This is a genomic window from Winogradskyella maritima, assembly GCF_042650215.1.
GTDB classification, from domain to species: domain Bacteria; phylum Bacteroidota; class Bacteroidia; order Flavobacteriales; family Flavobacteriaceae; genus Winogradskyella; species Winogradskyella maritima.
The window spans coordinates 112,218-128,193 of sequence record NZ_JBHSAT010000022.1; the positions used below are offsets into that span (position 1 = coordinate 112,218).

Here is a 15,976-nt window from a genome sequence, read left to right on the forward strand (position 1 = left end):
TTATTGCCGTATATGATTTTTGTTTTCTTGATTATACTATCTTATAAAAACATAATAAACTGCAGTGATGCCTTAGACAACACAGCGTCGATGAAGACTAAAGTTTCTATTTAGGTGAGTTCCTCAATTTTCAGAATGAAAATAAGCTCATTCGTGAAGCACAGGAAATTCAATTATCCAATAAAGAGGTGGAATTACTTAATATTCTATCTGAGTCCGTCAATAGCATTGTAAAGCGAGAAGAATTGGTAAAACGCGTTTGGGAAGACCACGGTGTTGTAGTAGGCCGAAGTTTGGATACCTATATCGCAAAACTTCGGAAAAAACTGAGTACTGACCCGTCCATTAAAATAAGGAATATCCATGGTGTTGGGTATAAGTTGGAAATCAACTAAAGATTCGTTATTTTTCTTTTTAACGTCCTAGTATTCACTAAAAAAATCTAGGCTTTCATTAAGTTTATTTTATTTGTAACCATTCTAATTGTAATTTTTGCTCGTGCATTTCCAAAGATCATTGAACGACATTTTCAAACAGTCAATCTATGCATGCGTTTTAAATTTCAATAAGTTGATTAAAGCAATAATTTTGAACATTAAAAAATATCGCTTAGAGTGGTTTCTAATTTTTATGTATAGTACTTTTGTCTTGCTTTTGGCACTAAATTTTTTCAATTAAATTTTCGCTTATATTTGATGATAAATCTAAGTCATCATGAAAAAATCAATCCTTTTATCGGCCCTCATTGCCTTTTGTTTCTGCTGTAAAAATGAGACGTCGCCGTCTGATACAGCTACACTAGAATTAGACCCGCCAAAATTCACAGGCATTACCGAGTCCATAAAGCCTGGTGATGATTTCTTTAACCACGTCAACAAACAATGGTTTGAAGAAGCCGTTATTGCCGATGACCAAGTCGGTGTAGGAGCTTATCGGTTTTTAAATATTCCACAGCAAAAGCTACTTCAAAATATATTGGAAGAGGTTTCTCAAAGTGAGCATGACAAAGGTTCAGTTGAGCAACTCGTTGGCGAATTTTACGCTTCTGGTATGGACACCATAAGTATCAATAAAAGAGGGATGACGCCAATCCAACCTATTTTAAATCGAATTGATGCCATTGACAATACAGCGTCCATGATGAATTTTGTGGCTGAACAATTGACTGCTGGTGACGGCTCCATGATTGGACCATATATCTCTCCAGACCAAAAGAATAGCCAATTAAATATTCTGCATGTGGTACAAACGGGCTTGGGCTTGCCAGACCGTGACTACTATTTTAGTGATAATCCTGCTGTGACTGAGATTCAAAATGCCTATAAAACCTACTTGACCAAAATTTTTGAAATGGCAGGCGAGGAGAATGCATCTGCAAAAGCGGAAACGGTTTACAGTATTGAAGAACAACTCGCTAAGTCCCATAAAACGCGAATTGAGCGACGCAATGTTAAAGAAAATTACAATAAAATGGCTGTTTCAGATTTAACTGAGCGTCAGCCAAATCTAGATTGGACAACGATGTTAAGCATTTTAAAAACTGATGTGGATTCTATTGATGTGAGACAACCTGCGTATTATGATGCTTTGAATGGCATGATAACTTCGGTGCCTTTAGACGATTGGAAACTCTATCTTAAAGCCAACAGTATCGGTTCTCATGATGGGATTCTGAGTCAGGAGTTGCAAGATGTGGCCTTTGAATATTCCAAAGTCTTATCGGGTCAATCCGAACAACAGTCGCGCGCACAGCAGATGGCAAGGCGAGTAGACCGTCAATTAGGTTTTGCCCTTGGTCAATTGTATGTTAAACGCCATTTTAAAGAAGATGCCAAAAAACGTGCGTTGGATTTGGTGGAGAATTTTCAGAAGACGTTGGATAAGCGCATCGGGAATCTTACTTGGATGAGCGATAGCACCAAAGTAAAAGCCAAAGAAAAACTATGGGCGATTAATAAAAAGATAGGTTATCCGGATGTGTGGCGTGAGTACGATGTTGATATTTTGCGCGACCAATTCTTTGAAAACGTCGTCGCACTTCGTAAAAATGACTACGAATACGAACTGCAACAGCTCGGTAAAGCCCCAAACAGAGACGAGTGGGGGACAACGCCTTCTACGGTAACGGCCTATTATAATCCGTCGTTAAATGAAATTGTATTTCCTGCTGGGATTCTACAAGCACCATATTTTGATTTATATGCCGATGATGCCGTGAATTACGGTGGTATTGGTATGGTAATCGGTCACGAATTTACGCATGCCTTTGATGACCAAGGCGCACAGTATGATAAAGATGGAAATGTGACCAATTGGTGGACGGAAGAAGACTATGAAAAATTTAAAGCAAAAACTAATCAGATTATTGAACAGTATGGACAGTTTACCGTTTTAGATTCTGTAAAACTTAAAGGCGCATTGACTGTTGGCGAAAATACCGCTGACAACGGCGGTATAGCTATTGCTTATGACGCTTTCAAATTAACAGAACAAGGGCAGGATAGCACTAAGATTGATGGCTACACGCCAGACCAACGCTTCTTTTTATCTATTGCCAATATTTGGCGGGTAAAGATGCGTGATGAATTTTTAAGAAACTATGTGGCTACTGACCCACATTCACCACCACAATGGCGTGTCAATGGTCCGTTGATGAACTTTACACCATTTTACAACGCCTTCGATGTTAATGAAGGTGAAGCTAATTATAGAACAGAGGAGGAGCGGATTAAAATTTGGTAATAAAGTAACGCATGAGGTGAATTTGACGTTTTGGAGGTCTTTTATTCCATTTGAATGCTTGAAAACAGCTTGAATTCCTTCGATTTTAACAAAATTTTGGAATTACGAATAGGGTTTTAAACGAGTGATAGCGCTAATAGTTTCTAATTTCATGAAAATAAGTGAATTAAATCAGTGACAATTCAATTAATGGCACCACCTTTGCACTTAGTAAATAAATAATTTAATACAATTACAATGAGTAAAGGAACAGTAAAATTTTTCAACGACAGCAAAGGCTACGGATTCATCACTGAAGAAGGCGTTGGAAAAGACCACTTCGTACATTTTTCTGGATTAATCGATGAGATTAGAGAAGGTGATGAAGTAACTTTTGACCTTCAAGAAGGTAACAAAGGATTGAATGCAGTAAACGTAAAAGTAAGCTAATTACACCCCTTATAAAAGTACAAAGCCCATCATTCTGTGATGGGCTTTTTTTATGCTCAATTTTCAAAGGAGTTAATGAAAAAATAGTGTTTCACCTTTAAACGTGTTCATAACTAATCTTCAATATAAGGACCGCCATTAGCTTTTATCGTAGACGCCAAGTCTTGAATAGCAGCGTTTATGGCATTTACGCTTTGTTTTGCGCTCATCAATTTACCTTCAATCATATCAAGTTGTGCTTTGTTGGTTTCTGTAGGTCCGTAGGTTGATCTTCCTAAACTGAGGTATAAGGTAAACAACATATCGTTGACCGTCTTTGGGTTTTTCTCGCCAACTTCCAGCTTGGCTTGGTTCCCATAGTAGGTGGACTTTAACGTGTTTAATTTTGTCTTAATGGCGTTGATAGCTTTTAAGCCTTCTTCCGGCGACATTTGACTGTTCATTACGGCCTTTTGAAGTGCCATAAGTTTCTTATCGAACTTAGCGATGCTTAAGTCAATTTCGTTGGTGGCTCTTGCTGTAGACTCATAGCTTCGCCAAAACGCAGAGGCCTCTTCAATATTAGAGCCTTCAAGTGTATTTTTATGTAACGGTTTTACAGTGAATGTTCTTGGTTCATCAATCTGTGTGACAGTATTATTTGCCGACAAATATAATGTTGCCGAGTAGTTGCCTGGAGGCGCCAAAAGTCCTTGTGGTGGCACATAATCCATAGGTGTATCTCTACCCAAAAGTACAGGCATAAAATTAGGGTAGCGCAAATCCCAAGCCATACGATTCATGCCAGGTTTGGCTTCCTTGTATATTGTTCTTACGATGTCACCAGTCTCATTCTTTATAACAACTACGACTTGTGGTTTGTCTTCAAGTTTTTCAAGTTCTAAAGTGTTCCATCCTGGAAATGGTAAATCCGTCTTTGTTTTCTCTTCGCGTTCTTTTCGAGATGCGGCATTGGTTTTCGGGATGTCTTTCAAATAATAGGTTATCAGTGCTCCAAATTCTGGATTAGGTGCCACAAAATGATCATCACCCTGACTGCCTTTATCAGCATCAAAACCGAGATGTCCACGTTGAATATACCACCAAGCATCACGAATTGGAAATAACTTCGAACTCTCATCCGATCCATTACCTGCCAGTTCCCGAAAGGCCGTATAATCATCCAATATGAAAATACCACGACCAAAGGAGCCCGCCACCAAATCATTCTCGCGTTTCTGAATGGCTAAATCCCGAAATGAAATTGTTGGCACATTCCCCTGAAGCTCCGTCCATGATTGTCCTGAATTTGTAGACACAAACAACCCAAACTCTGTACCGACAAACAACAAATTTGGCGCGACATGATCTTGAACGATGCGCCATACCAAATGCTTATCCGGAAGGGTAGAGGAGAGCGAGGTCCACGACTTGCCCTTATCGGTGCTTTTGTATAAATAGGGTTTAAAATCACCATATTTGTGATTGTCTAGAGCCACATAGACCGTGTTGGCATCATGAAGGTCTGCTTTTATATCGTTAACAAAAGCGGTAGACGGAACATCAGGAAGTTGAACAACATTCACCTGTCGCCAATTAGCGCCATCATTTTCAGAAATATTGATTAAACCGTCATCCGTACCTGCGTAAATAAGCCCTTGCTGTTTTGGCGATTCGGACAATGAGGTTATGGTATTGTAATTAGACATGGCATACACATCCCAAGCGTTATCCCAAGACTGCTGACGTCCCATAATCGGCAGTGCCAAGCGCTCTTCATTCTTTGTTAAATCGTCTGAAATGGCCGTCCAAGAATCCCCACGGTTTTCCGATTTCCAAACCTGTTGGGCCGCAAAATAAATGGTAGTTGGTTTATGTGGACTAACCAAAATAGGAGCGTCCCAATTAAATCGCATGATGGCATTAGGGTCGGTTGGCTGGGGTTGGATATCCATAGATTCACCCGTTTTCATATCGAGTCGGGATAAGGTGCCTTCCTGACGTTCAGCATAAACGATATTAGGATTACCCGGTTCTGTAGCGGGCTGATGACCATCCCAATCTAACACCACGCGCCAATCGCTATTTTGTATGCCGTGGATATTATCGGTACGCGATGGGCCACCTTCCGTACTATTATCCTGCGTACCACCATAGATATTATAAAACGGTGTGGCATCATCCACAGCGATTTTGTAAAATTGGGTGACGGGTAGGTTTTCAATATATTTCCAGCTTTTGGTTAAATCGAATGATTCATAAAGACCACCATCAGTTCCTACTAAGAGATAATTAGGGTCGTTGGCTTTAAAAGCAATTGCGTGATTGTCCCCGTGTTTGTTCTTACTATTCATACGATAGAAGGTTTTACCGCCATCCTCAGAAATCTGCATGTTATTATCCATGAGGTATAGACGCCCTTCTTGATGTGGTGAGGCATAAAGCTCTTGATAATAATGTGGACCAGTACCGCCAGAAATGGTATTGGATTGTTTTTCCCAGGAACTACCGCCATCTTCAGAACGGTATACAGCGCCTTGCCTGCGGTCTAATTCCAAAGCGGCGTACAACACATCTGGATTATGAGGCGAAATGGTCAAACCCGTTTTACCAAGTGCCGTTTCCGGTAAGCCGTTGCTCAGCTTTTCCCAGGTATCACCCGCATCATTGCTACGGTATAAGGCCGAACCAGGACCATTACCCATATAGGCCGCAACCGTTCTATGGCGTTGCCAAGTGGCGGCATACATTCTATCTGGGTTTCTAGGATCGTAAACCAATTCTGTAACGCCGGTCCATTGGTCATCACCCAAGGTTTTATTCCAGGTTTTACCGCCATCTGTACTTTTATACAAACCACGGTCACCGCCTTTACTCCAAAGTGGGCCTTGCGCCGTGACATAAATAACATCACTGTTTTCTGGATGAATGACCACTCTAGAAATATGTTGGGAATCTTTTAGGCCCATATGCGTCCACGATTTTCCACCGTTATCACTGCGATACACGCCATCGCCAAAACTAACATGACGCCCACCAACATCTTCACCTGTGCCGACCCAAATGGTTTCTGGGCGATTAGGATCTATGGACACTGCGCCGATAGAGTAGACGGACTCCTCATCAAAAATGGGTGTCCATGTGGTACCGGCATTAGTGGTTTTCCAGACACCGCCAGACCCCACGGCGACATACCAGGTATGTTCATTATTAGGATGAATGGCAATATCTGCAATACGCCCACTCATAAAGGCAGGGCCAATATTTCTCAGTTCTAGGCCGTCAAAAGGGTTGGTGTCGTCCTTGGTGGTTTTACTTTGGCCATTAACCGGTATAGCTAAACATAGAAAAACAAGAAGGGTTGCGAGGGTGGTGAACTTTAGTCTCATATGATGGTTTGGTTGGATTAGTTTTTAAAGTTAGTGAAAGATAATTAAGATTCTACTTTTTATAAAGTAACGAAGACTCAAATGAGTTGCTATCTTGATCTTTTTTAGAAGATGAAAAACAATACTATAAACAGAACTCAATTATATATAAATACCTGTATTACAGATATTTGAGATGTAATTAAAATAATTTTTTTTATTCTATATTTGATTATCCAACTAATGAAACTAAATGAGCATTACATTTCCCTTTGAAAATATACCAGTTAGTGAAGAATGGGTCTTCAAAAACGTAAAATCTACACAGCAGTGGACACATGGTTATCACAGATATCCCGCAAAATTCCTACCAAATTTAGTTAAGAAAATAATTGAAGATTATACTGACCAGGGTGATACTATAGCAGATCTATTTGCTGGTTGCGGGACTACTCTTGTTGAATCAAAAATACATGGTAGAAAATCAGTGGGTGTTGATATAAATCCTGTTGCTCAACTAATTACGGATGTTAAAACAAATCCAATCCGAGAAAACTTATTGATTTCAAAATATAAAATTATTTTAGCTGAGATTGAAAGTTTCAGACCTGAAGATTTCCAGCAGATTGAGAAACATGATCGAATTGATTATTGGTTTTATCCAAATGAAAAGTATAAAATTGCTTTTCTTTACCAAATAATTACTGAGTTGCAAACAACTAAAAAAGTCAAAAATTTCTTTTTAGTCGCTTTATCTAATATTCTAAAGAATTGTTCCAAATGGTTGCAATCTAGTACAAAGCCACAAGTTGACCCAGATAAAGTACCAACGGATGTTTTTAAAACTTTTAATAAACAAGTTAAATCTATGCTAAAAAAAAACCAATTGTTTTTTGAAGCATTAGAGGATTTAAAATTTACAAATATAGAATCAAAATTAGTACTTGAAGATGCTCGTAAAACATCAATAAAGTCAGCTACAATTAATGCAATAATTACATCTCCACCTTACGTTACTTCATATGAATATGCTGATTTACATCAATTAACAGGATATTGGTTCGATTATTTAAATAATTTACGTGAATTTAGAAAGAACTTTATTGGTACGTTTTATTCATATGGTGAAAGTCTAGACTCACACTCTGCAATTGCTCAACGGGCAATTAATGATTTAAAAGACAAAAATTTAAGAACAGCAAGGGAAGTAGCTAACTATTTTAGTGACATGCATGATGTTGCCAACGAAATGTACCGAATTTTAAAAGATGGTGGAAAATCGTTCGTCGTAATTGGTAATACTACTTTTAAAGATGTCAAGATACAATCCGCAGAAATTTTTGCAGAATTGTTAGACTTAAGTGGATTTGAAATTGAGGATGTTATAAAAAGGTCTATACCTCATAAATTAATACCAACTATAAGAGATAAAAAAACTGGTAAGTTTACTACTATCAATAATAAAAATAGTAAGCAGATTTATCCTGAGGAGTATATAATAATAGCAAAAAAGGAAAATGGGAATCATTAACATTGATGATAACGAAAAATCAGGTGAAGTAGCTTTCGAACCTTATGCACGCTTAATTAGTATTTTAGGTGATCAACTTATAAGTGATAAATGGGTTGGTTTGATTGAAATTGTAAAGAACTCTTATGATGCCGATGCAGAGGAAGTAAAGGTGAGGTTTCAAGATTTTAAAGTTGATTCTGATCCGATAACAGGTATTATAGAAATTGAAGATGATGGTGTAGGAATGGATTTGGATACAGTTCTTAATGTTTGGATGAAACCTGCAACACCCAACAAACTAAATAAAAAGAAGTCTCAAAATGAAAAGGTAAGGCGAACTGAGAAAGGAAGAATGATGCAAGGAGACAAAGGCGTTGGGCGATTTGCCGTTTATAAATTAGGTGATTATGTTGAAGTGTATACGAAAAAGAAAGATGAGCAAGAAATAAAATTAACACTCGATTTCACTTCTTATGCAGATGATAAATTTATAGAAAGTAATCATCAGGACAAGTTCTTAAACCAAATTTTAAATAAATGGGAACGAAATGAAGTTCCAACTAAAATTTTAAACAATAAAGAGCAAGGAACTTTAATAAGAATTTCTTCGCCTAGAAACAATTGGAAGCAACCTGATTTAAAGAAACTTTCAAATGCCTTTTTTAGGATGATGCCTCCTGAACTTCCAAATTTAAATATAAGCAAAGACTTTGATGTCATTCTGTTTTGGGAGGATAAGAAGTATGAAACTAAATTACTCTCATTTGATGAGATGTCAGAAATGGCTCCATTTTATTTTGAAGGTAGTATAGACGACAAAGGTTTTATTGATGCTACTTATACACACAATAAAAAAGTTGTGCCCATTAAGTTCGACTTATTTGATTTGGAAAATGCAACATTATTAAAGTATGATATCAAAAAGTTGAAGCTTTTTCGGGATATATTTTTGAATGAGGATAATAATTCATTTATAAGAAAACCCAAAATAGGATCTTTTATGTTCTTCTTTTATGGTTTTGATTTGAGAAATCCGTCTGAAAGCTTAACTCAGGTAGAAAAAAATTTTTTAAAAGAAACTTCAGTCTATCTATATAGAGATAACATAAGAGTCTATCCATATGGTGAGATTGGTGATGACTGGTTGCAGTTGAGTAAATTTAGATCCGAGGATAGAGCTGGTAATTACTTTAGCTATAATGATTTAATAGGATTTATATTTATTAGCCAAGATGAGAATCCAATTTTACGAGATGCTGCTGACAGAGAAGGTCTTATGAACACAGATGGAGCCAAAGATGAGTTCGTTGCAATTTTACAGGCTGCATTAAAAATAATGAAAGATGAAGTAGAAGAAGATAAACAAAAAACTAAATTAAAAAAGGAAGAGGCTGAAAAAAGTGCCGCAAAATCATATAGGGATGCATTTAATAAGTTGAAAAATTATATTCTCAAGCTGAATGACAAATCATTATTAGACAAGTCTAAAACTTTCTTTGAAACAACAAATGCTTATGTAAAAGATATTAAGGAAGAATTAACCATTACACAAGATTTAGCAGGTACAGGAATGGTAGTTGAAAAGGCTACTCACGATACAATGTCATTATTGGTTAGGTTGAAAGAGAATACCTCTGATTTCATAAGAAGGTTTAAAAAAAATCAAATTCAATCAAAAGAATTAGAGGAGTTTTTGAACAACTTAAAAGAAAATATCGATTTTCTTTATCAAGAACTTCAAGTCTTGCAACCTTTATTCAGGAGAGCCAGAAAAGTCACTAAAGATGTTAGCTTTAAAAATACGGCTGTACGCATATCAAAATACTTCAGGAAAGAATTGAAGGATAAAATTGATTTTAAGATTGTTTCTGGTGATGATGATTTAATTATTAAGACCAATACAGGTCTTATTTTACAAGTTATTTTAAATCTGATGGATAATTCTATTTATTGGCTTGATCAACAAAATGAAGATAAGAGAATAAATATAAAAATTGATAGTCTTGAAAAGACAGTGATATTTGCTGATTCAGGTATAGGTATCGAACGAGAAAGAAAAAATATTATATTCAAAGAATTTTATAGCTCAAAGGCTGATGGAAGAGGTTTGGGCCTCTATATAGTAAAGGAGCTGTTAGATAGAATTGATGCTGAAATTAGCTTAGTAACTGATAACAATGAAAAAATATTACCAGGGGCAAACTTTAAAATTTCATTTAAATCAGAATAAATATGGCGGGAGTAATATTGTATGCAGATGATCATATTTATTCTGATAATAGACCTGAAAATTTTCTTTATAATGAATTGAGAAAAGATCTTCCAGTACTTGGAATAGAAAATTTAAAATTCGTTGAAGAATCTACCAAGTCTATTGGAGCATTTAAGGCTGTAATTCTTGATTGGCAATTCGGTAATGATGAACCAGAAGAATCTTTTGAAGATATAGAAAAAGAGATAGGAATTCCAAATCCCATTACCCAAGGATCTGTCAAAGAGAATGAGACATTTACTTTTTTAAATGAGAATGATTTTTACTCACTCATTTATATTTTTTCCCAAGAACATGTTGAAAATAGTCCGCAAGGTGAGGCTTTAAAAGAAAAGTTTGGCGACAGAATTCGATTTAAAATTAAGGATGCTGATTTTACCTCTGCTAATATATCAATTATAAAAACTCAAATCCTTAAGGAAATTAATGACTGGGAAACTCAAAATCGAAACCTTTCCGCACCAATAAAATGGAGTGAAGCAATAAATATAGCTATTCAGAAAGTTTTTAAAGAGTTGTCAAGTGCTTCAGACAATTGGCTAAAGCATATTTACGCTTCTGCAGATGGAGATGGAGTTGATCCAGAGCTATTTGTTATTGAACTCATGCAACTACTATTAGCAGAAAATTTACTTCAAGACCGACAATTAATAAAGACAATTAGAGATGAAGGTAATAGTGAGACAGATTATGAACTGGCTGATAAAAGTGATTATGATAAATCAATAAGTAGGTTGTTTAGTATTTTGAGTTATTCTAATCTGACATCTGATGCGCCTCTAATGACAGGAGATGTATGTGTAATTGATCAAGAAACATTTGGAATTATAATCACACCAGAATGTGATATTAGAATAATAAAAAATAAACCAAATTATGAATTTGAATTACTTACTTTTAAGAAAGGGGCGTTTCAAAATAGGGTAAGAAGCTTTTTTAGTAAAAGTGAACCGACTTACGAAGATTTAGAATCAAATAAGCAAGATACTCTTAGGAAATATTTTAATCAAAACGAGCCAAGGTTACACTTTTTACCCTGTTTACCCATAACTGATGGTTTTAACACTACAATGGTTATCGATTTTAGATTATCAGCTAAAAGAATTACAAGCTCAACAGTAAACAAATTAGAGAGACCGTTTAAAATTAATTCTCCTTTTATTCAACAAGTAAGACAAAGATATCTTTCATATATTGGAAGAGTTGGTGTACCTGCTTTACCAAACAATGTCAAAGATTGGAATTTAAAATAAGTCCATAATATTTATAGTATTAAACAACTTAAACTTATCAATTTATGTCCTATAATTTACATTATGTAAAATAAGAAATATCGTCATCCACACCTCCATAACCACATCACCATACCTTATAAATTCTATTAACGAGTTCTACTCCGTATAAAACGGATCTACAGCACGTATAATCTCTCGTAGTTGTTGGTCCTTTAATTTATAGAGATTTGCTAATGGCCATTTGTTGGCGTCATAGCCAGGAATCCGAGATTTATTTTCGTTTAGCCAATTCTCATAGACATCGAGAATCATTTTATTGGATTGTCCTGTTGGTGTTTGACCAATACCGAAGAGCATATTGGCGATTTCGAGTTTTGGAGAATCGCTAAAGGCAATTTGTGATAATCGGCCTCGGTATTCAATTATGGCAGATCCTAAAGCTCTGTACTCGCTTCCTAAGACCACACGGTCTATGGAATGACGGCCTTCATGGGCAAACATGGTCGCATTGTCGCGTAAGGCTTCGTAGGCTTCTATAAATTTTAGCTGTAGCGTTTTGTCGGTATAGCCTTTGGCTTTAAGGTTTTGTAAAAGTTCGTCTAAAGCGTCTAATTCCAATTTTTGGGATAAGGCGGCGCGTACTGTTTTGATGTCCGTGTTTTGGTCAGATTGAAATAGATTCGCTTGTATGTCGTCTTCAATCTTTTGGCGTCTTACCGAGTCCGTGACTTTTTCCCAGGCATTAATCGCCAAAAATTTGAACATGGTTTTAATCCGCAGAAAACCGCCAGATAAGGCATAACCGCCGGCACCTCTATCTTCCCAAAACCAGCTGGGAAAGCCGTTGGAGACCATCATATCTAATTCCGTAAAGGTAAAATCTGCTTTGTGGCCGTATTGTTCTATGGTTCTAAGACGTTCATTAACGATGTGCCCAAAGACCAAGCCTGTATTTCGTGAAGCGCTACTACTGGAAATTATAAATACGGTACCAAATTGCTCGCGTATCAAATCCTGGAAGTTCGCGCCACTAAAAGTCTCATCAGTTTTAGAAAGGATTGCATATAAGTCCCGATTCAAGTTACCAATGGCTTCAATGTAAGCTCCGGAATCAGAGTCTCCCAGGGCCGATTTGCGGTAGAATTCGTTCGTGATTTGGCGTATCTTCTCTTTATAATCGGCATAGTCAATAAGCGATGTAACGGCTTCACTCTTAATGTCCCATTTTTGGGCCAATAGTTTCGCGTAATCGTAAAATCGGGATGCGCCTAATGCTTTGATTAGTTGTGTTTTTTCCGAGGTGTCAAGCTCTTTCGTTGCCCATTTGGATAACAGGGCTTCTAATTGTTGTGCCGCAGGTTTTAGATAGTCATAAGCACTCTCGGTATCTGCAAATCGGTAATAGCCCAACCACGCTCCTAAAGCTTTTGTTGCATCGTTTTGCACTAAAGCAATGCCCAATAACACGTCTGAGGCATTGGTATTGGTTGGGTTCTCTTGTAAAACGGTTTCCACTAAGACCAAAGCCTCGTTGAGTTTTGAAGTCAAGATGGATTGCCCTTGTTCCAACTGATGCACGGCGTCTTTCAAAATGACTTTGGCTGTTCGATAACGTGCATAATTTCGGTCGGCATCCGATTCTGCTACGGCCAGCGCTTTTTTTCCAGCCTCAACAGCTTCAGAATAATGCCCCTGCTCCTCTTCAATTCGTAAGAATTTCAACCAGGTTTCGGATCTGTAATCGCCAAGACTATCGGCTTTCATCAAATAAGCTTTGGCATTTTCCGGAGATTGATGGAATTTCCAACTAATGACACCAATTTCACGCAAGGCTTCGCAACGGTCTTTGACTGTAGCACTTTCATTATCTGCAACTTTCTGAAATAAGTCTGTCGCTTCTTTAAGTTGAAGCGATCCATGCGCCTGATAAGCGGCTTGTAAATTGGGATCTTCATGTTGCGCTTGTGATGTACAAGCCATACTAAAGAAAAGACCTATGGTAATGACAACCGATTTAATTCGCATATATGACATAGAAACTCATGATTCAATTTCAAATATAACTAAATATTTAGTTTAAACTAATCTATTAGTTAATCTTTCTTCGAATTGATAAAATAAACGCCTAGTAATAATAAGACTGCGGCTATAATCGTCTGTATGGTAATCAGTTCGCCTAGAAAATACCAGCCCAACAACAGCGCAATTACAGGATTCACGTAGCCAGAGGTCGCAACTTTTTCCGTAGAAACCACCTTTAATAAGTAGTTGAATGAGGTGAATGCGGCAATACTTCCGAAGAGAATCAAGCCCAGCATCGCCAACTGTGTTTGGTCTGTCCATTGCGTCGGCATGCTCCAGGTTTCATTGAATAAAAAACTTGCCACACAAAGCATGAGTCCTGCAATCAGCATTTGATAGCCTGTAGAAATAAAAAAATTCTTCGGTAATTCGGCCTGCGCCACAAAAACAGAACCGATACTCCAACTGAGCACACAGGTGAATATGAGTAGGATGCCAATAGCACTCCCCTCTTCCAAGTTTAAACTATCCTGACTTACCAAAACATACATCCCAACAACACCCAAGACGATGCCGATAATGGACTTCAGTTTAATGGGTTTCTTATGGTACACACGCATTAGGATGAGTATGATTAAGGGATTGATGGACGCTTCGAGCGCCGCAAAACCACTATCCACAAATTTTAAGGCCCAAACAAAGACACCGTTTCCGTAGGCGAGGAAGAGAAATCCGGCGATACTGCAATTCCGAAGTTGTTTCCAAGATAATTTGAGTGACTTTCCTAAAGCTAGCGCCAAAACCAAGATGAATACACCTGCCACCGTGAATCTTAAGGATGCCAGAAATAGCGGCGGTAATTCTGAAACCGCGAGTTTATTCAGCAAATAGGTGGATCCCCAAAAGACATAAATGGAGAAAAAGGCCAGGATGATAAGTAGTTTGGATGACTTCACTCCATTAATTTCTGAGTAAAGGTATTTTAATCTATCGGATAAAGCGTGACTTGCCGGATTGATTTTGTTAATACAGAATATCAATTCAGTCAATGGCATCTACTAATGTGCTTCATAACATAAATCTTTTATGCAATCCTTTACAAACGGCAATCTGAGTGCCTAATTTTTGCATATTGAGCTCCCAAACAACCTCTTATGTCTCAAAGCGATCTTATTATAGATTGGGCAAACATGCCCGTTTATAACACCGTAATGGCCGTTGCAACAGGTGCCGCGCTCTGCTCTATGGCAAAAGTAGCGCAACACTTATGCTTTAAAACCAAGTTAAATCCCCAAGGGTGGTCACTCAATTTTGCAGTATTAGGAATGATTTTGTTTCTCACTGGTTTGCATATGACGGTCACTTGGCCATTAGCTAAATACTATCCCTTTGATAATATCGTTTTTGGTGAGCCCTCATTGGTGTTGGGAACTTTACTTTTGGGTATCGCGTTCTATATGTGGAAGAATAGAGAAAGTATAAAAACAGCACAATCACCGATGATGAGCGTTGCTCAGGACTTGAGACATTTTAAGTATATTTTATACGGAATGGGTCTTGCCCTTATAGGTGTTGCCATTGCGGGTGTACGTTATAAATTATTCGCCGCACCACCGGAAGAACCGATAGCTGGAGAATTTGCTGAATATCCTATTGTTGAGGCTTTATTTATTTCGGGTTTATGGGCTTTTACGGGTATTGCGGCTATTCTCTGTCCTTTTGTTTTTGAACGCTTTGCCAATGGCAAGCGTGGGCAAACGCCCCTGGTGAAAGTCACGTATAAGCTGATCTATACTTTGGGTGTCATTTTCCTTCTGTTTGGTGCCATGAATTACTTTACACATATTGGCTTGATTGTGAATACCATGCCTAACCAATAAGCGTCGTTCATCGAAACAATTGAACATATAACACCTTCATATCGAAAATATTAACCACTCAACTGTTTATCGGACCTCTCCAAATTCGTCAAGTTTATCTTGCATACTGTTACCGCCCTCAAACCTATTAAAACCTACTATTATGGATGAGAATTTAGCATTATTCAATCAGATTAACAGCCTATCTTATTGGTTGTTAAAAGAGAGTAACTACAAAAGCTCCGTTACTCTAGACGCTACGGACGACAGTTACTTTATTTCAATTAAAGATGGCTTGGAGTCTATTTACAAGCATCATATTGAAAACTTCAGTAAAAAAGACGATCGTTTACTCAATTTTGAATTGGCCTCGATTGCCAATCACCTATTGCATTTAAAACGCACGATTAGAGAAAAAGAACGCTTGGCGGGATAATTGTCTTAGATTTAAGTCATTCCGAAGGCGTTGTACTACGAGGAATCTTACTCTATTCATCTTAATTGTGGTGTGATGTCTCACTGCGTTCGACATGACAATCGGTTTGAAAGCTGTGCAA

11 protein-coding genes are annotated in these 15,976 nt (G+C 37.4%); 8 read left to right on the forward strand and 3 right to left on the reverse strand.

Annotation, left to right across the window (positions count from 1 at the left end; all coding sequences use genetic code 11):
- The first annotated feature begins 167 nt into the window (after nucleotides 1–167).
- The 3 genes from ACFOSX_RS12440 (at nucleotide 168) to ACFOSX_RS12450 (ending at nucleotide 3,171) form a co-directional block, all read left to right on the forward strand.
- A complete protein-coding gene (locus ACFOSX_RS12440) occupies nucleotides 168–395 on the forward strand; it encodes a winged helix-turn-helix domain-containing protein (protein WP_386101977.1) in 228 nt (75 codons plus the stop codon).
- 319 nt (nucleotides 396–714) lie between these two features.
- Nucleotides 715–2,742 (forward strand): M13 family metallopeptidase, encoded by a 2,028-nt coding sequence (locus ACFOSX_RS12445; RefSeq protein WP_386101620.1) that lies wholly within the window; start codon nucleotides 715–717, stop codon nucleotides 2,740–2,742.
- Between the two features lie 237 nt (nucleotides 2,743–2,979).
- Nucleotides 2,980–3,171, forward strand: a complete 192-nt coding sequence (locus ACFOSX_RS12450) for a cold-shock protein (RefSeq protein WP_386101623.1) — start codon at nucleotides 2,980–2,982, stop codon at nucleotides 3,169–3,171.
- Nucleotides 3,172–3,284: 113 nt separating this feature from the next.
- Here ACFOSX_RS12450 and ACFOSX_RS12455 read toward each other — a convergent pair whose 3' ends face one another.
- On the reverse strand, nucleotides 3,285–6,539 hold the full coding sequence (locus ACFOSX_RS12455; protein ID WP_386101626.1) for a VPS10 domain-containing protein: 3,255 nt from the start codon (nucleotides 6,537–6,539) through the stop codon (nucleotides 3,285–3,287).
- 232 nt (nucleotides 6,540–6,771) lie between these two features.
- Here ACFOSX_RS12455 and ACFOSX_RS12460 point away from each other — a divergent pair, with 232 nt between their 5' ends.
- From ACFOSX_RS12460 to ACFOSX_RS12470, 3 genes are read left to right on the forward strand one after another with little or no spacing between them, the layout of a single operon-like run.
- On the forward strand, nucleotides 6,772–8,049 hold the full coding sequence (locus ACFOSX_RS12460; RefSeq protein WP_386101629.1) for a DNA methyltransferase: 1,278 nt from the start codon (nucleotides 6,772–6,774) through the stop codon (nucleotides 8,047–8,049).
- Entirely contained in the window at nucleotides 8,036–10,261 is a 2,226-nt protein-coding gene (locus ACFOSX_RS12465; RefSeq protein WP_386101632.1) for a sensor histidine kinase, read from the forward strand. The genes ACFOSX_RS12460 and ACFOSX_RS12465 overlap by 14 nt, the downstream gene beginning before the upstream one ends.
- A 2-nt stretch (nucleotides 10,262–10,263) precedes the next feature.
- Nucleotides 10,264–11,556, forward strand: coding sequence for a hypothetical protein (locus tag ACFOSX_RS12470; protein ID WP_386101635.1), 1,293 nt, complete (start codon nucleotides 10,264–10,266; stop codon nucleotides 11,554–11,556).
- Nucleotides 11,557–11,694: 138 nt separating this feature from the next.
- Here the strand turns inward: ACFOSX_RS12470 and ACFOSX_RS12475 are convergent, their stop codons facing one another.
- Both ACFOSX_RS12475 and ACFOSX_RS12480 read right to left on the reverse strand, forming a co-directional pair.
- Entirely contained in the window at nucleotides 11,695–13,572 is a 1,878-nt protein-coding gene (locus tag ACFOSX_RS12475; RefSeq protein ID WP_386101638.1) for a tetratricopeptide repeat protein, read from the reverse strand.
- 59 nt (nucleotides 13,573–13,631) lie between these two features.
- A complete protein-coding gene (locus ACFOSX_RS12480; RefSeq protein ID WP_386101980.1) occupies nucleotides 13,632–14,516 on the reverse strand; it encodes an EamA family transporter in 885 nt (294 codons plus the stop codon).
- Between the two features lie 198 nt (nucleotides 14,517–14,714).
- Between ACFOSX_RS12480 and ACFOSX_RS12485 the strand changes: the two genes are divergently transcribed.
- Together ACFOSX_RS12485 and ACFOSX_RS12490 are read left to right on the forward strand one after the other, a co-directional pair.
- Nucleotides 14,715–15,440: a DUF981 family protein gene (locus ACFOSX_RS12485; protein WP_386101641.1), complete on the forward strand. Its 726-nt coding sequence runs from the start codon at nucleotides 14,715–14,717 to the stop codon at nucleotides 15,438–15,440.
- A 142-nt stretch (nucleotides 15,441–15,582) separates the two neighbouring features.
- On the forward strand, nucleotides 15,583–15,855 hold the full coding sequence (locus ACFOSX_RS12490) for a hypothetical protein (protein WP_386101644.1): 273 nt from the start codon (nucleotides 15,583–15,585) through the stop codon (nucleotides 15,853–15,855).
- The last annotated feature ends 121 nt before the right edge of the window (nucleotides 15,856–15,976 follow it).